Raw genomic sequence first — 20,813 nt, forward strand, 5'->3', positions numbered from 1 at the left:
CATCGCGCGGGATTGCCGGGAAGAACTGCGCTATAGAGCGAACGGCGCGCGGCGTTGGGGCGCCCGGAGCATGATCGCGAACGTAACGATCGGCTTTTGGACAAGATCGTGCTCAACAAGAAGACGGAGCATCATGCCGATTCGATCGGCATGGAGAGCTCCAGCGGAGGGGACATGGCTGAGGTGGCAGTGCAGCGTGCGTCGGGACGCGGCATCTGGGGATGGATGCTGTTCGACTGGGCGGCCCAGCCGTTCTTCACGGTCGTCACCACCTTCATCTTCGGTCCTTATTTCGTCTCGCGAATGGCCAGCAATCCCGAGACGGGGCAAGCGGCCTGGGGCTACGGCATCGCCGCCGCCGGCCTCGTCATCGCCGTTTTGTCGCCGATCCTCGGCTCGATCGCCGATCAGACCGGACCACGCAAACCGTGGATAGCCTTCTTCGCCGCGGTCAAGATCACCAGCCTCACCTTGCTGTGGTTCGCCGCGCCCGGCTCCAACCTTTTTCTGGTCGTGGCGTTGTTCTCGCTGGCATCGGTCGCGGCTGAATTCTCGACCGTGTTCAATGACTCGATGATGCCGCGCCTGGTGCCGAAGAGCGACATCGGCAGGATCTCGAACATGGCTTGGGGGCTCGGCTATCTCGGTGGCATGATCGCGCTAATCTTCGTCGTTACCGTCATGGCCGGCTCGCCTGAAACCGGCAAGACCGTCGTCGGGCTCGACCCGATCTTCGGCCTTGACCCCAGGCTCGGCGAGGACGCGCGCGCCACCGGACCGTTGTCGGCGGCCTGGTATTTCCTGTTCATCCTGCCGATGTTCTTTTTCACGCCTGATGCGATCAAAGGCATTCCAATCGGGCCGGCGGTGCGCGAGGGCCTGTCGGAACTGAAGTCGACGCTAGCCGAAGTAAGCAAGCGCAGCGGTATTTTTCGCTTTCTCGTCGCCCGCATGATCTATCAGGACGGCGTCAACGCGCTGCTGGCGCTGGGCGGAACGTTTGCGGCGGCGATGTTCCATTGGTCGATCACCGAGATCGGCCTGTTCGGCATCATCCTCAACGTCGTTGCCATCGTCGGCTGCCTGGTTGCCGCACGCCTCGACACTGCACTGGGTTCCAAGACCATCGTGATGATTTCGCTGGTCATGCTGAGCATTGCCACGATCGGCATCGTCTCGACCGGCCCGGGCTATACGCTGTTCGGCGCCTGGGTGATGCCCGGACTGGACGGTGGCGGATTGTTCGGCACGGCGGCGGAAAAGGCCTACATTTTCTACGGCCTGCTGATCGGGCTTGCCTTCGGGCCGGTGCAGGCATCGTCGCGCTCCTACATGGCGCGCAGCGTCTCCGCAGCCGAATCCGGCCGCTATTTCGGCATCTATGCGCTGGCCGGTCGGGCAACAAGTTTTGCAGCGCCCTTCATGGTGGCCACGATCACCCTGGCCAGCGGCTCGGCGCGGCTCGGAATGGCGGCGATCGTGCTGTTCCTCGGCGCAGGCATGGCGATCCTGATCGGCACGCCCTATCCGGCGGATCGGCCGGCGGAGTGAGCTGCTCTTCCCTTCTCCCACAGGGGGAGGGAGTTCAATGCCGGAAGTGCCTCACTCCGGTGAAGACCATGGCAATGCCGTGAGCGTCGGCGGCGGCGATGACGTCGTCGTCGCGCATCGAGCCGCCGGGCTGGATGACGGCGGTGGCGCCGGCTTCGATTGCCGACAAAAGCCCATCCGCGAACGGGAAAAAGGCATCCGAGGCGACGACCGAGCCCTTGGTCAAAGGCTCCGTCAGACCGGCAGCGTCGGCCGCGTCGAGCGCCTTGCGCGCGGCGATGCGCGAGGAATCGACACGGCTCATCTGGCCGGCGCCGATGCCGACGGTGGCGCCGTCCCTGGCATAGACGATCGCGTTCGACTTGACGTGCTTTGCCACGCGAAAGGCGAATTTCAGATTGGCCATTTCGGCCGGCGTCGGAGCGCGCCGGGTCACCACCTTCAGCTCGAGGTCATCCACCACCGCATTGTCGCGGCCCTGGACGAGCAAGCCGCCAGCAACCGATTTCAAGCCAAGGCCCGCCGCGCGCGGGTCGGGCAGGCCGCCGGTGACCAGCAGGCGTAGATTCTTCTTGACGCCAATGATGCGGATTGCACCATCGGACGCCTCCGGTGCGATGATCACTTCGGTAAAGGTCTTGACGATCTCTTCGGCGGCTGCGGCATCGAGGATACGGTTCATGGCGACGATGCCGCCGTAGGCCGAGACCGGGTCGCAGGCCAGCGCCTTGGCATAGGCCGCTTGCAGCGAAGCGCCTTCGGCGACGCCGCACGGGTTGGCGTGCTTGATGATGGCTACCGCTGCGGAGCGGGTCGGATCGAACTCGCCGACCAGCTCGAAGGCGGCGTCGGTATCGTTGATGTTGTTGTAGGAAAGCTGCTTGCCCTGAAGCTGGCGTGCCGTGGCGACGCCCGGCCGCCTGTCGCCGTTGACATAGAAGCCGGCGCCCTGATGCGGGTTTTCGCCGTAGCGCATCACCGACTGCAGCCTGCCGCCGAAGGCGCGCCATGTCGGATGCTCGATCTCCAGCGCCTCGGCGAACCATCCCGAGATCGCCGCATCGTAGCTGGCGGTGCGGGCAAAGGCCTTGGCTGCCAACTTCTTGCGGAAATCCAGCGACAACGAGCCGAAATTCATCTCCAGCGCGTTGAGCACCGAGGCATAGTCGTCAGGGTCGGTGACGATGCCGACGTATGCGTGGTTCTTGGCCGAGGCACGGATCATCGCCGGGCCGCCGATGTCGATGTTTTCGACGATCGCGGCGTAGTCGGCGCCGGAGCGGCGCACCTCCTCGAATGGATAGAGATTGGAGACGACGAGATCGATCGGCTCGATGCCGTGGTCGCGCATCGCCGCGGCGTGCTCTGGATCGTCGCGAACGCCGAGCAGTGCACCATGCACCGACGGGTGCAGCGTCTTCACGCGCCCGTCCATGATCTCGGGAAAGCCGGTGAGCTCGGATACGTCGTGCACCGCCATGCCCGCATCGGCGAGGGCCTTTGCCGTGCCGCCGGTCGAGACCAGCTCGACGCCGGCCGAAGCCAGCGCCCTGGCGAAATCGATCAGGCCGGTCTTGTCGAAGACGGAGAGCAGCGCGCGACGGATGGGTACAAGGTCGGGCGCGGGAATATTCTTGGCGGCGACGGCCATGGGCTGGCGGCCTTTCCACGTGTGGTTGGAGAGCGTCCGCGGGCCGTAGCATATGAGGCCCGGAAATCAAGCCGCAAGGCTTGATCAGTGTCTGCCGTTGCCACCAGCTTCAGCTTTTTCCTGACGGCCGGCGATAATTGTCCGCGTCAGTTGCCAATGGACGTCGGGAATCTCCGAGGCCTTGAAGGCAAGCACGATCTGGCGGCTGCGGCGTGGGCCGCCAAGCCCGGCGAAATAGATCGATTCCTCGACCTCGGGTGCCACTTCGGTGGAGGTAAACACCCAGGTGTCGGCGTGGTCGGCGGTCAGCACCAGACGGTCATGCTCATCCTGGAGCACGTTTATGTCGGGATGGACATGGAAACGCACTGTAACGAAATCACGGCCATTGTTGCGGATAGAAGCGCCGCCCGGCCGCAGGAAGCGGTCCCTCCCGGCAAGCACATTGCCCTCGGTCGACAATTTCAGCTCGCGCTCATGCAGGAAGCCGAAGCGCGCCACATAGCCGTCATGGCGGGCGATGAAGCCCTGGCTGCCCTTCTGGTCGGTGCGCTTGCAAGGCACATGCTGCGGCCCGCCTATCAAAGGCGTGCCGAGCAGGTCGTTGACGCGCAAGGAGTGGTTGAAGCGTGCCGACGACGTGTCGTTGATGGTGGCGGTGGAGTGGGCGGCGGTGGCGCGGGCAAGCGGCCGGAACTCGGCGGCACCATAGGTGTCTATGCCCGCATTGACGATATAATGCTGGCGGCCCGACGACAATTCGAAGGCGAGGCATCCGGCGTGAGCGGCATTGGACACGTCGACGGGCGGCGGCGGGCCGGTATCGGCGATCACCGTGACACCACCCATCGACAGGCGCTCATAACCCGAATGCGGCGCGTGCAGCAGTGGTGCGCCGGCGGTGTCGTCGTGATGCAGGATGCTGGCGATGCGGTCGTGGATGGTGGCGCCCATGCCGTTGAAGCGGGCAAGGCTGCCATCCTGATGGCGAAAGAAGCGCAGTGCCGGCAGCATCCGGTCGATGGCGCCGATCAGGGCGGCCGGCGGTGTCTCGGCCTGATTGGCGTATGTCTGGCGCAATGGCAGAAGGTCGGCGAGGATTTCAAGCACGGTCATCGGATTACGCGAGATATGGCCGCCGTCAGGCAGGATCTGGCGGTCGAGCTCCTCGGCGAGATTGCGGGTGGCACCGCGCAGCGCCGAGGCCGGCGCCGGCAGCGACAAAGCGGCAAAGGCCAGCGCAATGCGCGCGCGCAGCCTGTCCTTGCCGTCCGGCATCTCGCGCGCCATGGCGCGCAAATAGCGGATCTGGACGGCGAGCGATTTCAGGAAGGCGCGGTAGAACGGAAATTCGGCGCCCTGCAACACGATCGAGGAATGCTGCAGCCAGGCAATGGCGCGCTTGGCCGTCGTGCCGGGCTCCCAGGCGACGCCGGAAATATGGCTGCCATGGATTGCAATCCAGTCGGAAACCAACGCCCGCGCGTTGGCGGCGGCGAGTTCCGTACCCGCGGCACGCATATGGCGCAGCCAGCGAAAGCCGTGCAGCGTCTTTTGCCAGCCGGGATTGGGCACGTCGATCTGGAAGGGCGATTTGCCGCCGGTCTCGACCAGATGCCCCGAAAGCGGATAGCGGCCGTAATAGATCTCGAGTGCGATCTGAGGATCGGCGAGTCGCAGGTCCGGCGGGGCAATCAGGACGCGCTCCGGCGTGCGGCCGGAGTAGCGCCAGCGATAGAGTGGCCCGGCACGCAAGCGCCGGCGCGTCTTGCGCCAGAACTCCCTCGCGACAAGCGTCCACAGACGCGTCGTGTTACCGGCAGCGATTGCCAAAACCCCTCCTGATCGTCCTCACCCAAGCACAAGTTTATATGATTCAAGAACTTGTGCGAAGGCGAATTCCGCGGCAGTGGGGCCGTTCAGCCTGTTTTCCATGCCTCCTCGCCCCAAGAAGTCGGATGGCGCTTCAAGATCGGCCCTTAGCCGGCTCTGCGCATGCGGGCGGCAAAGAAACCGTCCAGCCCGGAACGCGCCGGTGAGCCAAGCTCCAGATCGGCCGGCGTGGTGCGCAACGTGCCTTGCGGCGTCAGGAATGGGTCGATGCCGGCAATCTCGCCTGGCCGAAGCGGGTCGTCGATGATCTCCGCATTGCCGGCGAGAAAGTCGCGATAGAGCTCTTCGCCTTCCAGCGGATCGAGCGAACAGTTGGAAAAGATGATGCGACCGCCAGGCTTGACCAAGGTGATGGCGCGGGCAAGCAGCCGGCGTTGCAGGTCGGCCAGTTTTTCGACATCGGCCGCCGTCTTCGTCCAGGGAACGTCGGGATGCCGCCGCACCGTGCCGGTCGAAGAGCAAGGTGCGTCGAGCAGGACGGCGTCGAAGAGGTCCTTCGGCTCGTATTTGAGCAGATCTGCCTGGACGATCTCCGCGGAAAGGCCGAGCCGTTCGAGGTTCTGCGTGAGCCGCGCCAGCCGCGTTCTGGACATGTCGAGCGCGGTGACGTGAGCGCCGGCGAGGATCAGCTGGGCGGTCTTGCCGCCGGGGGCGGCACAGAGATCGGCGATTCGCAAACCATTGATGTCGCCCAACAGCCGGGCCGGCAGGCTGGCCGCTGCATCCTGAACCCACCAGGCGCCTTCCCCAAAGCCGGGCAGTTCGGTCACGGAAGCGCTGAGCTTTTCGACCCGCACCGTGCCGGTCGGCAAGACGAAGCCGCCGAGCCGTTCGCCCCACAGCGCCGGGTCCGACTTGACCGAGAAATCGACCGGCGCCTCATGGCGATGGGCGAGCAGTATCTGCCTGGCCTTGTCGGGGCCGTAGACCGTTTTCAAACGGTCGGAAAACCATTTCGGCGCCTCGTCGGTGGCGGCAAGTGCTGCCGCGAGCTCGTCCTGCTTGGACCGCGCCAGCGTACGCAGCACGCCGTTGACGAGGCCGGAAAAGCGCGCCGTGCGCGGATCGGACTTGGCGTGGGTGACGGCGAGGTCGACGGCGGCGCTGTCGGGAACATCGAGGAACAGGATCTGTGCCGCCGCTACATGCAAGATGTGCGAAAGCGCAGTGGCGTTGGGCGGCAGCGGCTTTTCCAGGCGGCGGGCCAAAAGGCCCGATATGGTCATGCGGTAGCGCAGGGCGGTGACCAGAATGGCGCGTACCAGGGCGCGGTCGCGCAGGTCGAGCGCCTTGTATTGCGGATGGCCGTTTTCATGGTCGGTCAGCCCGTCGAGCGGCGTCCTCGCGTCGATGACGGCGGCAAGCAGGCGCGCGGCTGCCTTGCGCGCGGCGAGACCGGCTACGGCCTCGCTGCCCGAATTGTGCTCGCGATCACCTGGAATTGCGTGCCGGCGTTGTGCTGCGCTCACGACCACGGACCTTTGGGTCCGGTCGGATTGCGTCCCCAGGGATTGGGTCTCGGCTTGGCCGGCTCAGGCGGCCTCTCGGGCCGGGCGGCCCTGTCCCACGGACCCGACGGCTGCTGCCCGGTCCCTTCCGGCGCCGGCTTTGGCGTCGCGGCCGCTTCGGGTGCGCCGGCCATCTCGCTCGCCATCCTCTGCAATGCGGCGATGCGGTTTTCTGTGCTCGGGTGAGTGGAAAACAAACTGTCCATGCGCTCGCCGGAAAGAGGATTGATGATGAAGAGATGGGCGGTTGCCGGATTGCGCTCGGCATCCGGGTTGCGGATGCGTTCGGCGCCCCGCGCGATCTTGTCAAGTGCCGAGGCGAGCCACAGCGGGTGTCCACAGATTTCGGCCCCGCGCCGGTCGGCCTCGTATTCGCGGGTGCGGCTCACCGCCATCTGCACGATCATGGCGGCCAGGGGCGCGACGATCATCGCCACCAGCACGCCGACGATGCCGAAGGAATTGTTGTTGTCGCGGTTGCCGCCGAAGAAGAAAGCGAAATTGCCGAGCATCGAAATTGCGCCGGCAAAGGTCGCGACGATCGTCATGGTCAGCGTGTCGCGGTGCTGCACATGGGCAAGCTCATGCGCCATCACCGCCGCGACTTCTTCATGTGAGAGCTGCTCGAGCAGGCCGGTGCTGGCGGCGACAGCGGCATTTTGCGGATTGCGGCCGGTGGCGAAGGCATTGGGCTGAGGATTGTCGATGAGATAGGTTCTCGGCATCGGCAGGCCGGCGCGTTGCGCGAGACCCTTCACGATGGCGTAATATTCGGGCGCGTTGCTTTCGTTGACCTCGATCGCACGGTGCATCGACAGCACCATCTTGTCGGCGTTCCAATAGCTGAACAAATTGGTGCCGGCGGCGATCAGCAAGGCGATCATCATGCCGCCGGATCCGCCGACCAGATAGCCGACACCCATGAACAGGGCCGTCATTGCGGCCAAAAGCATGGCGGTGCGAAGGGTGTTCATCGTCTGCTCCGTTCTGGCCCAACAAAGGGGTCGATCCTTGTGGGCCCATCGCTATATGATGGGAAACAGCGGTTCCCGTTTCAATCGGGGCCTGTTTCAATCTAGCGGAAGATCGCATGATCGACAAAACCAGCCAAACGCATGCTAACGGCTCGCCGCACAAGCCACTGACGCCGGCAGCCCGGCGCGCCTTGGCCGAGGCCGAGGCCCGGCGGGAGCAATATCGCGAGAAGGAAGCCACGCTGCCGAGGGAGATCGGTGGGCGCGGCGGCAAGGAACCCGGCCGCTACGGCGACTGGGAGGTCAAGGGCCTGACCAGCGACTTTTAGCCCAGGCAGGGTGCTGGCTAAGCAGGGTACCAGCTAAGCAGGCTGGGCGGCCCGCTCCGCTTCGATGGCAATCCAGCCGCTGGCATCGACGGCGACGCCGATCGCGTCATAGCCGGCGATGGCGGCATGCGGCGTCTCCAACGGATGCCGGTGCGTGGCGCTGATCACGACGACCGCGGCGCCCGCGGCCTCGGCTGCTGCTATGCCTGCCGGTGCGTCTTCGAAGACGAGGCAATCGCGCACGTCGACGCCGAGCCGTTCGGCCGCCAGCCGGAAGCAGTCGGGCGCCGGCTTGCCGCGGGAGACATCCTCTGCCGCAACGATCACGGCGGGAGCCGGAATGCCGGCGGCCTGCAGGCGCAGCAGAGCGAGTTCACGGGGCGCCGAAGTGGCGATCGCCCAGCTCCCGGGCGGCAGCGACGCCAGGAATGCCGCGGCGCCGGTAATCGGGTGGATGCCTTCGACGTCGGCTGCTTCGGCCTGCAAAAGCGCATCGGCTTCGCGGGCAGGATCGATCCCTGGGAGCGCCAGCCGGCCGATGGTCTCGATCGCCCGCACGCCGTGGATGGTCGGCAGGAATGCAGCGACGTCAAGACCTTGCCGGTGCGCCCAGGCTGCCCAGACCCTTTCCGCCGCGGCAATCGAATTGAGAATCGTGCCGTCCATATCGAACAGGAAGGCCGCGAATTTTCTGCCTGCAAACATCGGTTTTCCCGGGGTCATCTTGGAAGGATTATTTCGAAGGGAGCATATCGATCAACCGTAACGTTGCCGCGTCCGTATGGGAAGCCGCGAGACCTCGTTTTCGACGTTCGCAAGGAACCGCGCGCACTCTCCTGCGTTGACCAGCACTATCTTCCATGACGATCGCAGGGGAGGGCGATGCTGATTCGGCTCGGCTATGAAATTGGCATTGAATGCGTTGCACCAACGCCGGTCGTTTCATTGCTCGACATCCACGGGGATCGTCAGGCCGACATCAAGCGGCAGACGCGCGTACTGACGTCGCCATCCGTGCCGACCAGGGTCTACCACGATCTTTTCGGCAATAGCTGCCGCCGCTTCACGGCGCCGGCAGGAAGCTTTCGCATCCTCTATGACGCGGTGATCGAGGACGGTGGCGAGACGGATGAGGTCAACACGCTGGCCGGGGAAGTCCCGGTCGCGGAATTGCCGGACGAGGTGCTCGGCTATCTGCTTGGCAGCCGTTACTGCGAGACCGATCATCTCAGCGATCTCGCCTGGCAACTTTTCGGCCAGCTTCCGCCGGGTTGGGCGCGGGTGCAGGCGATCGTCGACTATGTCTACAACCGCCTGTCCTTTGGCTACGGCTATGCGCGCCCGACCCGCACGGCGGCGCAGGCGCATGAGGAGCGCGTCGGCGTCTGCCGCGACTTTGCCCATCTGGCGATCACGCTCTGCCGCTGCATGAATATCCCGGCCCGTTACGTGAACGGCTATCTTGGCGATATCGGCGTACCCGCCGATCCGGCGCCGATGGATTTCTCGGCGTGGGTGGAAGTGTTCCTCGACGGCAGATGGTACACGTTCGATCCTCGCCACAATGTGCCGAGGATCGGCCGCGTCGTCATAGCGCGCGGCCGTGACGCCACCGACGTGCCGCTGCTGCATAGTTTCGGCCCGCATCGACTCAGCCGGTTCAAGGTCTGGACGCACGAGCAGGAAGGCAATCTCTTCAAGCCGCCCTATCGCGGCGTCGACAAGACCGTCAGCGCACGGATGCTGGCATAGTCCTTTCACAGTCCAGATTTCCATCTCCCGCTACCGCGGTCGTGCTGAACCGGTTCGATACATCTCGTCTGTACCGGATTGGGACGCAGTCCAGTCGTCCTGAATTGCGAGCCTGATCATGGTAAGCGCTTTGTCAACAAAGCCGCGCTGACGCGACTTTCATTTACCGGCTGTTTACCTTGCCGTCGCTTGAAACCGTTTGGAAACAATGGCCTGAGCGAGAGCCGCTCGCTTTCTCGCGCCTGGCGGCGCGATCCGGCCGGATTCCTGCAATGCGCCTTCGGACAGCTGCAGGCTGTGGCGATGGAGGCGGAAGGAATGCAGCGTTTCGGGGGTCTTGTTCAGGCGATCGGCGGCCTTGCCGGGGATCGCAGCGGAAATTTCGCGGTGCTGTTTGGTATAATCAGCTCGGTGCTGGCGCTGAGTGTCGGCTTTGCCGTCAACGTGTCCCAACTCTACAATGTGAAATCGAGCCTGCAAGGCGTCGTCGACGCTGCGGTCACCTCGACGGCGCGCGACCTGACAACCGGCGTCATCAGCGAGGCCGACGCCAGCAAATCGGTGCAGGCCTTTCTCGATGCCAACAGCACGGCGGGTATCCTGCAGGACAACCAGATCGTTCTCGACAAGCTGACCGTCGACCGGACTGCAAACACGGTTCAGGCGGATGTCCATGTCAATGTCAGCTACTATTTCCCGCTTTTCGGCACGAGTGGCATGCAAAGCGTTCCCGCATCGACGATGGCGCTCTATTCGGACAAGCAGATCGAAGTCGCAATGATGCTCGATGTGACCGGGTCGATGGCCGGCCAGAAAATCATCGATCTGCGGACGGCTGCGGCGAATGCCGTCGACAGTTTCCTGGGCGGTCAGGACCCCTCCAAGCCACGAGTGCGGGTTGCCATCGTGCCTTACGCAAATTCGGTGAATGCGGGTACACTTGCGCCCAGCAGCGTCTATGTGGAAACCAGCACCAGCCAACGCAAACAGGCGCCGGCCAATGACGCCGTGCAATATATCTCGGGCTTCATCCGTCCGGACAATTGCGCCACCGAACGCAAGGGGATCTATCAATATTCGGACGCGGGCCCCGACGCCAGCATGGTCAACCGCGACTACCTGCTGTCGTCCTTCGCTTGGCAAACCGGCACCGCCGCCTGCCCGGCCGCCACGCTGATGCCGCTGACGGCGGATGCGACGGCGCTCAAGACGGTCATCAAGAATTTCGTCGCATCCGGCGGCACCGCCGGCCATATCGGCGTGCAGTGGACCTGGTACATGCTGTCGGAGAACTGGGGTAGCATCATGAGGACTTCGCAACGGCCGGCCAAGATGGATCCAAAAAAGGTCGCCAAAATCGCGATCCTGATGACCGACGGCGAATTCAACCTATCCTACTTCGATGCGAGCACGGTGAGCGACGTTTACAATGACGCCGGTAAGGAGCCGACCCGCACGGCCGCCAAGACACTCTGCGCTGCCATGCGCAACAAGGGCATTGAGATATTCACCATTGGGTTTGACCTAAACGAAACGAATGCCAAGGCGACGCTCCAGGATTGCGCCAGCCCGGACACCGCCAAGATCAAGCACTTTTATCAGGCGGCCAATGGAACCGAACTCAACCAGGCTTTCCAGGATATAGCGCGCAACGTCGAGATGTTGACCGTAACCAGATAGGGGACAACAGCCCAAAGGAAAAGGCCGCCGCTTCTTGCGAAGTCGGCGGCCTTCCGTGTTTCCGTCCATGACGCGGTTCCTGGCGGCGACACTGGTCGCCAGCCGCGCATCTCGCGCCTTAACGGGAAGACTGCTTCCCGAAAGTGCAATCCGCTGAGGCCACGTTCTGGAAAACGAAATCACTCGACATCGGATCACCTCCTTTCGATTTGTTGAACACTCCCCCATGATGGGGTGTCACCCGGGAAATGGCAAGGCGCGGCACCCGAAAATCCTGAACAAGCGTGCTTGCGCACCCAGGCGGCTTGCGGCCGGCCGATCTGGCAGGCAAGATCGAGCCGCTATTGTTCCGGACCGCTATTGTTCCGGACCGCTATTGTTCCGGGTCACTATTTTGCCGGGTAAGGGAGGACGGGGATGGAGGCAGCCGAGAGAGCGGCCCGGATTGTTCGGACGGTCATCGAGACGCTGAAGCCGGGTTTTGCGGTGAGGCTGTGGACGGGCGAGCGGATCGGCCCGGCTGCCGGCCCGGTGCTCACCATCAACGACCAGGACATCGTCTGGCAGATCGTACGTCGGCCCTCTTTATCGACGCTGATCGAGATGTGGATTGCCAAGGCGGTCGACGTCGAAGACGGATCGCTGTTCGATTTCTATGCCTTGCCCACGCACGGCAAGCTCAGGACGAAGCTCAAGACACTGCCGAAGCTGGCGATCCTGCGCGACCTGCCGGCGGTGCTGTTTTCGCGAAAACAGATGACGGCGCGAACCGATCTTTCCGGCCGCAATCCCTACGTCAGCGGTTCGAGCAAGGAGGCGATCCAGCATCACTACGACATTTCCAACGCATTCTACCGGCTCTTCCTCGACGAGCGCATGGTCTATAGCTGCGGCTACTTCAAGGACTTCGCCAACGATATCGATCAGGCGCAGAGAGACAAGCTCGACCATATCTGCCGCAAGCTTCGGCTGAAGCCCGGCGACAGATTGCTCGACATCGGCTGCGGCTGGGGAGCGATGCTCATCCATGCCGTGAAGAATTATGGCGTCGTCGGCCACGGCGTTTCGCTATCGGAGGCACAGACCGAGTTCGCCCGCGAACGCATCCGCGCTGAGGGGCTGGAGGATCGCATCACCATCGAGATAAAGTCCTATGCCGAGCTGTCCGGTTCCTTCGACAAGATCTCGTCGATCGGCATGTTCGAACATCTGGGGCTTGCCAACCATGCCGCCTATTTTTCGACCATCCATCGCCTGCTCAAACCCGGCGGCATCTATCTGCACCATGCCATCACCCGCCGCGACAAGGGCAGCATGAAGAAGACGCTGCGCAAGGGGCCGGAATTCAAAGCGCTGATCAAATACATTTTTCCGGGCGGCGAACTCGATACGATCGGCATGACGCTCGGCAATCTCGAGGCGCACGGCTTCCTCATCTATGACGTCGAAAACTTGCGCGAGCACTATGCGCGCACCTGCCGGCTATGGGCCGAGCGCCTCCACGCACGCTTTGACGAGGCCATCGCCGAGGTCGGCGAATCCAAGGCGCGGCTCTGGCTGCTTTATCTCACCGGCTGCTCGATTACCTTCGAACGCGCCTCGGCGCAGATTTTCCAGACCGTCGCCACCAGGCGCGCGCGCGGCCCAAGCGGCCTGCCGCCGACGCGGGCGGATTTATACCAATAGCTACAGGAGACGCATCGTGGCGCCGATCTCGACGCGGGCCGGTCGATCGACAGTGCAGTAGACGCCGAAATTATGGGCGTTGTGGCGGACCAGGCTGCGCAGGATTGCCGGGTCGTGGTCGAACCCGTCCTGGCCAATGATGGTGAAGCCGCAGCGGCGGCACGGCTCGGAGATGGTCAGGAGCAGGTCGCCGATCGCCAGCTTGCGCCCGATCCATTCGGTTTCGGGGAATGACCCCTCGATCTTCGGCATGTCGACGACGATGTTGGGGCGGAAGCGGCGCGGGTCGGCGGTGCCGTCTGGACGCAGCAACTTCAACTGCGCCAGCGAAGCGGTGGTCAGCAGATGAATGGGGGCTTTGACATAGCGTTCCGCCAGCAGGGGACCGGCGTATCCCGGTGTAGTATTCTCGCGGCGGAACGGCCGGATGGAGGCCGCAAAGCCGAGATAGGCGGAAATGGCGCGGTCGCTATCAGCGCCCGGTGCGGCTAGCCAGTCGCCATCCGGGACCGCAACCTCCAGTGCGCCGGCCGGCGACAGCCGGGTTCGGATGCGGGGCACCTTGTGCCATTTCACTTCGCGGTCCGGCCGTGCGATTTCATTGTTCGACGTGTCGATAAGACCAAACAGGCGGTCGCCTTCAACGGTATGCCGGGCGACCGAGATCGCCTGCTGGCGCTCGCCGGCGAGCGAGCTCGCGGGATAGCGCCAAAGCTCGGTGACGGCACCCAATATGGCTTGCATCAGCTCTTCTTGTTCTGCCGATTGGCGATCAGGTCGTCGACGACCGCCGGATCGGCCAGCGTCGAGGTGTCGCCGAGCGCGGCAAAATCGTCCTCGGCGATCTTGCGCAGAATGCGCCGCATGATCTTGCCGGAACGGGTCTTCGGCAGGCCGGGCGCGAACTGGATCTTGTCGGGCGAAGCGATGGCGCCGATCTCCTTGCGGACATGGGCGACGAGCTCCTGGCGCAATTCCTCGCTTGGCGTCTCGCCGGCCATCAGCGTGACATAGCAGTAGATGCCCTGGCCCTTGATATCGTGCGGGTAGCCGACGACGGCCGCTTCCGAGACCTTCTCATGCGAAACCAGCGCCGATTCGACCTCGGCGGTGCCCATGCGGTGGCCGGAGACGTTGATGACGTCGTCGACGCGGCCGGTGATCCAGTAGTAGCCGTCAGCATCGCGGCGGCAGCCGTCGCCGGTGAAGTACCTGCCCTTGTAGGTCGAGAAATAGGTCTGCACGAAGCGGTCGTGATCGCCATAGACGGTGCGCATCTGGCCCGGCCATGAGTCGGCAATACAAAGATTGCCGCTGGCTTCACCCTCCAGCACCTTGCCGTCACCATCAACCAGCTGCGGGTTGACGCCAAAGAAGGGCCGCGTCGCCGAGCCCGCCTTGAGGTGGGTGGCGCCCGGAACCGGCGTGATCATGATGCCGCCGGTCTCGGTCTGCCACCAGGTATCGACGATCGGCACCTTGCCGTTGCCGACAACGTTGAAATACCATTCCCAGGCTTCTGGATTGATTGGCTCGCCGACGGTGCCGAGCACGCGCAGCGACTTGCGCGACGTCTTGGTGACATGGGCGTCGCCGGCGCCCATCAGCGCGCGCAGCGCCGTCGGCGCGGTGTAAAAGATGTTGACCTTGTGCTTGTCGATCACGTCCCAGAAACGCGACTGCGACGGGTAATTCGGCACGCCTTCGAACATCAGCGTGGTGGCGCCGTTGGCGAGCGGCCCGTAGACGATGTAGCTGTGGCCGGTGACCCAGCCGACATCGGCGGTGCACCAGTAGACGTCCCCGTCGTGATAGTCGAAGACATATTGGTGGGTCATCGAGACATAGACGAGATAGCCGGCGGTGGTGTGCAGCACGCCTTTCGGCTTGCCGGTCGAGCCCGACGTGTAGAGGATGAACAGCGGATCCTCGGCGTTCATCTTCTCGGGCTTGCATTCGGCCTTAACCGTCGCGACCTCGTCATGGTACCAGACGTCGCGCCCGGCGGCCCAGCCGGTCTTGCCGCCGGTGCGGCGTACTACCAAGACCTTTTCGACTTTCGTTCCGGCCTTGGCGGCGATCTCGATCGCCTTGTCGGTGTTCTCCTTCAAGGGGATCGGCTTGCCGCCGCGCAGGCCTTCGTCGGCGGTGATGAGGAAGGTCGACTTGCAGTCGTCGATGCGTCCGGCCAGCGCGTCCGGCGAAAAGCCGCCGAAGACCACCGAATGAATGGCGCCGATGCGCGTGCAGGCGAGCATCGCATAGGCGGCCTCCGGGATCATCGGCATGTAGATGGTGACGCGGTCGCCCTTCTTGACGCCGTGCTTCTTCATCACATTGGCGAGGCGGCAGACATGTCCGTAAAGCTCGTTATAGGTGATCTTCCTGTCGTCGTAGGGATTGTCGCCTTCCCAGATGATGGCGGTCTGTTCGCCGCGCTTCTTCAGATGCCGGTCGATGCAGTTCCAGGAAACGTTGGTCTGGCCATCCTCGAACCATTTGATTGAGACCTTGCCGTCGAAGGACGTGTTCTTGACCTTGCTGTACGGCTTGAACCAGTCGATGCGCCTGCCGTGCTTGCCCCAGAACTTGTCCGGGCTCTTGACGCTGTCGGCGTACCATTTCAGGTAGGTGTCATTGTCGATCAGCGCGTTCTTCTTCCACGCCGGCTGGACGCGATGGACATGAACATCGGACATTTCTTCGCCTTCCTCCCGAAACCAAACCGCCGGCTTGACTGCCGGCAGGATCGCAGCGTTGCGGCCGCGAATTCGCGCGCATTATTAACAGTTCGGCGATGACGGCAACATTAGACGTTGGATTTGCGCGGCGGGATGCCGCAGGTCCCTTCCCGGGTGGTGTCAGCACTCTAGCGAGACGGCTGCTAACCGCATGTTTTTGCGGCAGAAATCTGGCTCGACCGCAGAAATATCAATAGACGATTAAGCAAATGGGGTGCACAATTTCAGGCTGGGAGGAAAGAGAATCAACCAGGGGACCGCAATGCGCGACCATTCCGAAATGGACCTGATGCTCAAGGGCTATGGCTTGACCACGGCCAAGATTCTTTATCACTTTCCCGATCATCCGCATCTGCTGCAGAGCTTCATCTGGCAGGATTACGACATCGCCCCGAAATTTCCGGTGCTTATCCGCTTCATCGAGTTCTGGCAGGCCAAGCTCGAAGGCCCGCTGCATTCAGTCAGCTACACGCACCAGAAGCTGATCGCGCCGAACGAATGGCGCAAGGTCGACGGCGAGTTCGTGCTGCATTAAAGCACGCGGGCGGCAGCCTGGGAGCCGCCGCACAGCTTTTGGAGCGTCAGACGGCGGGCGGGTTCAGCCGGGCAAAACCCTCCTGCCGGCGATAGGGAAAATACGGGTAGGGTGCGGTGACCTCGCTTGCCGTGTCCAAGATTTTCATCTGATCCGGGGTCAGTGACCATCCGACGGCGCCGAGATTCTGGCGCAACTGCTCCTCGTTGCGCGCGCCGATGATGACGGAGGCGACGGTCGGCCGCTGCAGCAGCCAATTGATGGCGATCTGCGGTATGGTCTTCCCGGTTTCCTCGGCGACAACATCAAGCGCGTCGACGACCCGATAGAGATGCTCGTCGTCGACGGGCGGTCCGAAGCTTGCCGTGTCGTGCAGCCGGCTTTTCTCGGGCAGCTTCTGGCCACGGCGGATCTTGCCGGTCAGGCGGCCCCAGCCGAGCGGGCTCCACACCAGCGCACCGACGCCCTGGTCGAGGCCGAGCGGCATCAACTCCCATTCATAATCGCGCCCGACCAGCGAGTAATAGACCTGGTGGGCGACGTATCGGGGATAGCCGTATCTGTCCGCCAGGCCGAGCGACTTCATCACTTGCCAGCCGGAAAAATTGGAAACGCCGACATAACGCAGCTTTCCGGCGCGCACGAGCCTATCCAGCGTCGATAGCACCTCCTCGATCGGTGTTGCGGCGTCGAACGCGTGCAGCTGCAGCAGGTCGATGTAGTCGGTGCCAAGACGCCTCAGTGCGTCCTCGACGGCCTTGATGAGGCGCGAGCGGGACGAGCCGGCGTCGTTGGGACCGTCGCCCATCGGCAGCGAGGTCTTTGTCGAGATCAGTACGGCATCGCGGCGGCCCTTCATCGCTTCGCCGAGCACCTGTTCGGAAGCGCCATTCGAATAGACGTCGGCGGTGTCGAACAGGTTGACGCCCGCCTCCAGGCAGATGTCGACCAGCCGCCGGGCTTCCGTCGCATCGCTGTTGCCCCAGGCGCCGAACAGCGGCCCTGACCCGCCGAAGGTTCCAGCGCCGAACGAGAGCGCCGGGACTTTCAGGCCCGATGCGCCAAGATTTCGATAATCCATCTGTTTCTCCTATGGTGTACAAGGGTTCTTCGAGTTGCTACGAGCGGGCGGGTGCCGGTTCACCGAGCGTTGGGCGATCGAGGCGTAGCGCCAGCGCTGCCACGGAAAGCGCCGAGAGCGGCAGCAGGGCCGCGACCCAGGTGACGGCGCCGAGGCCGGGGCCATGGGCGATGACCACGCCGCCGAGCCAGGCGCCGGCCGCATTGCCGAGATTGAAGGCGGCGATGTTGAAGGACGAGGCGAGGCTCTGGCCGGCGCCTTGTGCCTTTTCCAGTACCCACATCTGCAGCGGCGCCACGGTGGCGAAGGCGGCGGCGCCGAGCAGGCCGACATAGATGACGGCCATAACCTGGCTGTGCAGGGCGAAGGTCATGGTGCCGAGCACCAGCGCCAGCACGACGAGACTGCCGAGAACGGAAGGCACCAGCCAGCGGTCGGCGAACTTGCCGCCAGCGAGGTTGCCGGCGATGAGGCCGCCGCCGAAGACCAGCAGGATCGGCGACACCGCTGCTTCCTCAAAACCGGTGATCTCGGTCAGCAACGGGGCGATGTAGGTGAAGACGGCGAAGACGCCGGCATAGCCGAGCACGGTGGTGGCAAAGCCAAGCAGGACGGGCGTGCGGCCGAGCACGGCGAGATCGGCGCGCAAATTGCTTTGCTCAGGCGCTGTCTGGCTGCGCGGCACCAGCAGCAGGATGATGGCGAAAGCGACCATGCCGACCAGGGTCACCGCCCAGAAGGTCGCGCGCCAGCCGAAGGCCTGGCCGAGCCATGTTCCGAAGGGGACGCCGAGGATGTTGGCGATGGTCAGGCCGGTGAACATCAGGGCGATCGCCGATGCCTTCTTGTTGGGCGCCACCAGCCCGGTCGCCACGACCGAGCCGACGCCGAAGAAGGTGCCGTGGGCGAAGGCGGTGAGCACGCGCGCACCCATCAGCGTCCAGTAGTCTGGGGCCAGCGCGCACGCGAGGTTGCCTAGCGTGAAGATTGCCATCAGCGCCAGAAGCACGGTCTTGCGCGGCCACCGGCCGGTGGCGATCGTCAGCAGCGGCGCGCCGATGACGACGCCCAGCGCATAGCCGGAAATCAGTTGACCGGCAGCTGAGATCGAGACGCCGAGATCGGTGCTGACGTCGAGCAGCAGGCCCATGATGACGAATTCGGTGACGCCAATACCGAAGGCGCCGGCGGCAAGAGCGTAGAGAGCAAGAGGCATGGCGGTTCCCACTTCGATGACGGCCAGTTTCGACGACGGGCGCCGTGTCCTCTCACGCCCGGCCCGAAAGATCGTGATGCACCGAACTGTGAACCAGCCTTGCCTAGGGCACATTGCCTGTGAAATAGATTCACCAATGGCCAGGCCCGACATCAACCGCTCCGGCGAGATCGAAGTGTTCGTCCGCGTCGTCGAGGCCGGCAGCTTTTCGGCCGCTGCACGTGCGCTGCGCATGAGCCCGTCGGCGGTTAGCAAGCTGATCGCGCGGCTGGAGGGGCGTCTTGGCGCCCGGCTGGTCATCCGCTCGACGCGCAAGCTGCGACTGACCCCGGAAGGGGCGGCCTTCTTCGACAGCGGCGTGCGCATCCTGGCCGACATGGCGGTAGCCGAGCGCGAGGCAGCGGCGGGCGCCGCGCCGCGTGGCCGGCTGCGGATCAATAGCTACGTGCCTTTCGGGCAGCACCGGCTGATCCCGCTTTTGCCGCGTTTTCTAGAACGATACCCCGAAATCTCGGTCGATCTGGTGTTGACCGACAGTGTTATCGACCTGATGGAGGAGCGCGCCGACGTCGCCATACGTGCCGGCCCGCTCGGCGAATCACGGCTAGTGGCGCGCAAGCTCGGGCAGAGCCGGGTGGTCGTCGTTGCCGCGCCATCGTATCTCGAAGCGCGTGGCACACCCAAGACGCCCGCCGATCTCGATCGTCACAACCGGATGGGCTTCTGTTTCGTGCGCCACGTCGAGGGCTGGCCTTTTGTCGACGCGGCCGGCAAGCCGATCACCATATCGATCGTTGGAAACACGCTGGTCAGCGACGGCGAGGCGATGCGGTTGATGGCGCTCTCAGGGGCGGGCATCGCCCGGCTGGCACGCTGGCACGTGGAGGCCGACATTGCCGCCGGCCGGCTGCTGCCGCTGCTGGAAGAGTTCAACCCCGGCGACGAGGAACTGACCCATGCGGTTTATGTCGGCCAAGGCAAGCATTTGCCGGCGCGGGTACGGGCCATTTTAGATTTCCTGGCCGAAACCGCGCGGCTGGGCTGAAGCGGAAGGCATTCGGGAGCCACTTGGCTCCCGAATTTGGCTGCCGAAATGTCACGTCGACAAGGAACTACTTCTTTGGCGTGAACGGCGCCGGCCTGCGGCCCGCCGCCTGGCGTTCGAGCATCCAGCCCGGATATTCGGGCGGGAGCGCGCTGACTTCGTCGAGACGAGCAAGATCGTCGGCATCGAGCTTCAACTCGGTCGCCGCAAGGTTCTGTTCCAACTGGTCCATGCGGCTGGCGCCGATGATGACGCTCATCACGAACGGTTTGGCCAGGACAAAGCCGAGCGCCACCGTGGCGACGCTGACGCCGTGCTGGGCGGCGATCTCGCGCATGACGGCGACCGCTGCCCAGGCACGGTCCTCATTGACCGGCGGGAAATTGAAGCTGGCGCGGCGACCTTCGCCATTGCCGGGGGCACCGGGTCCGTACTTGCCCGAGAGCAGGCCGCCCGCCATCGGTGACCAGACCATCAGCCCGAGCTTCTCCTCGTTGAGCAGCGGCACGATCTCGCGCTCGAGATCGCGGCCAGCGATCGAGTAATACGATTGGACGGTTTCGAAACGGGCAAAGCCCTTGCGCTCGGCAATACCCAACGCCTTGGCGATGCGCCAGGCCTGCCAGTTCGAGACGCCGACATAGCGGACCTTGCCAGCGGCAACCAGGTCGTCGAGCGCCCGCAGCGTTTCGTCTATCGGCGTGACCGTGTCGGTGCCGTGCAGCTGATAGAGATCGATATGGTCCAGCTGCAGCCGTTCGAGGCTACCTTCGACCGAATCCATGATATGGCCGCGCGAAGAACCGCGCTGGTTCGGGCCGCCGCCCATGGCGCCGTGAACCTTGGTGGCGATGATCACGTCCTGCCGATTGACGCCGAGATTTCTCAGCGACTGGCCGAGAAGCCGTTCCGAGGCGCCGAAGGAATAAACATCGGCGGTGTCGAAGAAATTGACGCCGGCGGCGAGCGAGCGGGCGACGATCTCGTCGACGCCCTTCTGGTCGAGGCTGGCGATCAGGCCCCATTGGGCATTCTCGCCGGCCGCGCCGAATGTCATCGTACCGAGGCAAAGTTCGGAGACGAACATCCCCGTATTTCCAAGTTGATTGTAACGCATGGTGGCTCCAGAGGCTTTGGGATAACTCGAACCATATAGGAACGAAACGTTCCG

Annotated in this window: 17 protein-coding genes; 7 read left to right on the forward strand and 10 right to left on the reverse strand. The window is 63.8% G+C overall.

Going from position 1 to position 20,813, the window contains the following annotated elements:
- Positions 1 to 174 precede the first annotated feature (174 nt).
- Positions 175 to 1,551: an MFS transporter gene (locus NKI22_RS01470; RefSeq protein ID WP_352494236.1), complete on the forward strand. Its 1,377-nt coding sequence runs from the start codon at positions 175 to 177 to the stop codon at positions 1,549 to 1,551.
- 34 nt (positions 1,552 to 1,585) lie between these two features.
- Here the strand turns inward: NKI22_RS01470 and purH are convergent, their stop codons facing one another.
- The 4 genes from purH to htpX all read right to left on the reverse strand — a co-directional run bounded on the left by purH (position 1,586) and on the right by htpX (position 7,577).
- On the reverse strand, positions 1,586 to 3,202 hold the full coding sequence (gene purH, locus NKI22_RS01475) for a bifunctional phosphoribosylaminoimidazolecarboxamide formyltransferase/IMP cyclohydrolase (RefSeq protein WP_352814980.1): 1,617 nt from the start codon (positions 3,200 to 3,202) through the stop codon (positions 1,586 to 1,588).
- An 84-nt stretch (positions 3,203 to 3,286) separates the two neighbouring features.
- Positions 3,287 to 5,035, reverse strand: coding sequence for a heparinase II/III family protein (locus NKI22_RS01480; RefSeq protein ID WP_352814982.1), 1,749 nt, complete (start codon positions 5,033 to 5,035; stop codon positions 3,287 to 3,289).
- Positions 5,036 to 5,181: 146 nt separating this feature from the next.
- Positions 5,182 to 6,570: an RsmB/NOP family class I SAM-dependent RNA methyltransferase gene (locus NKI22_RS01485; protein WP_352814984.1), complete on the reverse strand. Its 1,389-nt coding sequence runs from the start codon at positions 6,568 to 6,570 to the stop codon at positions 5,182 to 5,184.
- Positions 6,561 to 7,577, reverse strand: a complete 1,017-nt coding sequence (htpX, locus tag NKI22_RS01490) for a zinc metalloprotease HtpX (RefSeq protein WP_352814986.1) — start codon at positions 7,575 to 7,577, stop codon at positions 6,561 to 6,563. The genes NKI22_RS01485 and htpX overlap by 10 nt, the downstream gene beginning before the upstream one ends.
- Before the next feature lie 116 nt (positions 7,578 to 7,693).
- Here htpX and NKI22_RS01495 point away from each other — a divergent pair, with 116 nt between their 5' ends.
- The gene (locus tag NKI22_RS01495; RefSeq protein WP_023719727.1) at positions 7,694 to 7,906 is read left to right on the forward strand and encodes a DUF1674 domain-containing protein; all 213 of its coding nucleotides are present in this window, start codon (positions 7,694 to 7,696) and stop codon (positions 7,904 to 7,906) included.
- A 33-nt stretch (positions 7,907 to 7,939) separates the two neighbouring features.
- Here the strand turns inward: NKI22_RS01495 and NKI22_RS01500 are convergent, their stop codons facing one another.
- Entirely contained in the window at positions 7,940 to 8,611 is a 672-nt protein-coding gene (locus NKI22_RS01500; RefSeq protein WP_023719726.1) for an HAD-IA family hydrolase, read from the reverse strand.
- 177 nt (positions 8,612 to 8,788) lie between these two features.
- Between NKI22_RS01500 and NKI22_RS01505 the strand changes: the two genes are divergently transcribed.
- The 3 genes from NKI22_RS01505 to NKI22_RS01515 all read left to right on the forward strand — a co-directional run bounded on the left by NKI22_RS01505 (position 8,789) and on the right by NKI22_RS01515 (position 13,024).
- Positions 8,789 to 9,658: a transglutaminase-like domain-containing protein gene (locus NKI22_RS01505; RefSeq protein ID WP_023719725.1), complete on the forward strand. Its 870-nt coding sequence runs from the start codon at positions 8,789 to 8,791 to the stop codon at positions 9,656 to 9,658.
- Between the two features lie 318 nt (positions 9,659 to 9,976).
- Positions 9,977 to 11,338 carry a pilus assembly protein TadG-related protein gene (locus NKI22_RS01510; RefSeq protein WP_352958159.1) on the forward strand — a complete coding sequence of 454 codons (1,362 nt, stop codon included), beginning with the start codon at positions 9,977 to 9,979 and terminating at the stop codon, positions 11,336 to 11,338.
- Between the two features lie 417 nt (positions 11,339 to 11,755).
- A complete protein-coding gene (locus tag NKI22_RS01515) occupies positions 11,756 to 13,024 on the forward strand; it encodes a class I SAM-dependent methyltransferase (protein ID WP_352937319.1) in 1,269 nt (422 codons plus the stop codon).
- Here NKI22_RS01515 and NKI22_RS01520 read toward each other — a convergent pair whose 3' ends face one another.
- On the reverse strand, positions 13,025 to 13,768 hold the full coding sequence (locus NKI22_RS01520; protein ID WP_352937321.1) for an MOSC domain-containing protein: 744 nt from the start codon (positions 13,766 to 13,768) through the stop codon (positions 13,025 to 13,027).
- Positions 13,768 to 15,723 carry an acetate--CoA ligase gene (gene acs, locus NKI22_RS01525; RefSeq protein WP_023719721.1) on the reverse strand — a complete coding sequence of 652 codons (1,956 nt, stop codon included), beginning with the start codon at positions 15,721 to 15,723 and terminating at the stop codon, positions 13,768 to 13,770. Before acs ends, NKI22_RS01520 begins: the two co-directional genes overlap by 1 nt.
- 304 nt (positions 15,724 to 16,027) lie before the next feature.
- Between acs and NKI22_RS01530 the strand changes: the two genes are divergently transcribed.
- Positions 16,028 to 16,300 (forward strand): usg protein, encoded by a 273-nt coding sequence (locus NKI22_RS01530; protein ID WP_023719720.1) that lies wholly within the window; start codon positions 16,028 to 16,030, stop codon positions 16,298 to 16,300.
- Between the two features lie 46 nt (positions 16,301 to 16,346).
- Here the strand turns inward: NKI22_RS01530 and NKI22_RS01535 are convergent, their stop codons facing one another.
- Positions 16,347 to 17,381, reverse strand: coding sequence for an aldo/keto reductase (locus tag NKI22_RS01535; protein ID WP_023719719.1), 1,035 nt, complete (start codon positions 17,379 to 17,381; stop codon positions 16,347 to 16,349).
- A gap of 37 nt (positions 17,382 to 17,418) precedes the next feature.
- Positions 17,419 to 18,597, reverse strand: a complete 1,179-nt coding sequence (locus NKI22_RS01540) for an MFS transporter (RefSeq protein WP_352480967.1) — start codon at positions 18,595 to 18,597, stop codon at positions 17,419 to 17,421.
- Positions 18,598 to 18,733: 136 nt separating this feature from the next.
- On the opposite strand from NKI22_RS01540, the gene NKI22_RS01545 reads away from it, so the two are divergent.
- Positions 18,734 to 19,642 carry a LysR family transcriptional regulator gene (locus NKI22_RS01545; protein ID WP_023719717.1) on the forward strand — a complete coding sequence of 303 codons (909 nt, stop codon included), beginning with the start codon at positions 18,734 to 18,736 and terminating at the stop codon, positions 19,640 to 19,642.
- Between the two features lie 67 nt (positions 19,643 to 19,709).
- Here the strand turns inward: NKI22_RS01545 and NKI22_RS01550 are convergent, their stop codons facing one another.
- Complete coding sequence (locus NKI22_RS01550; RefSeq protein ID WP_023719716.1) at positions 19,710 to 20,759, reverse strand: aldo/keto reductase; 1,050 nt, start codon at positions 20,757 to 20,759, stop codon at positions 19,710 to 19,712.
- Positions 20,760 to 20,813 lie beyond the last annotated feature (54 nt).

Origin of the sequence: Mesorhizobium sp. M0778 (assembly GCF_040320105.1) — a bacterium.
Lineage (GTDB): Bacteria > Pseudomonadota > Alphaproteobacteria > Rhizobiales > Rhizobiaceae > Mesorhizobium.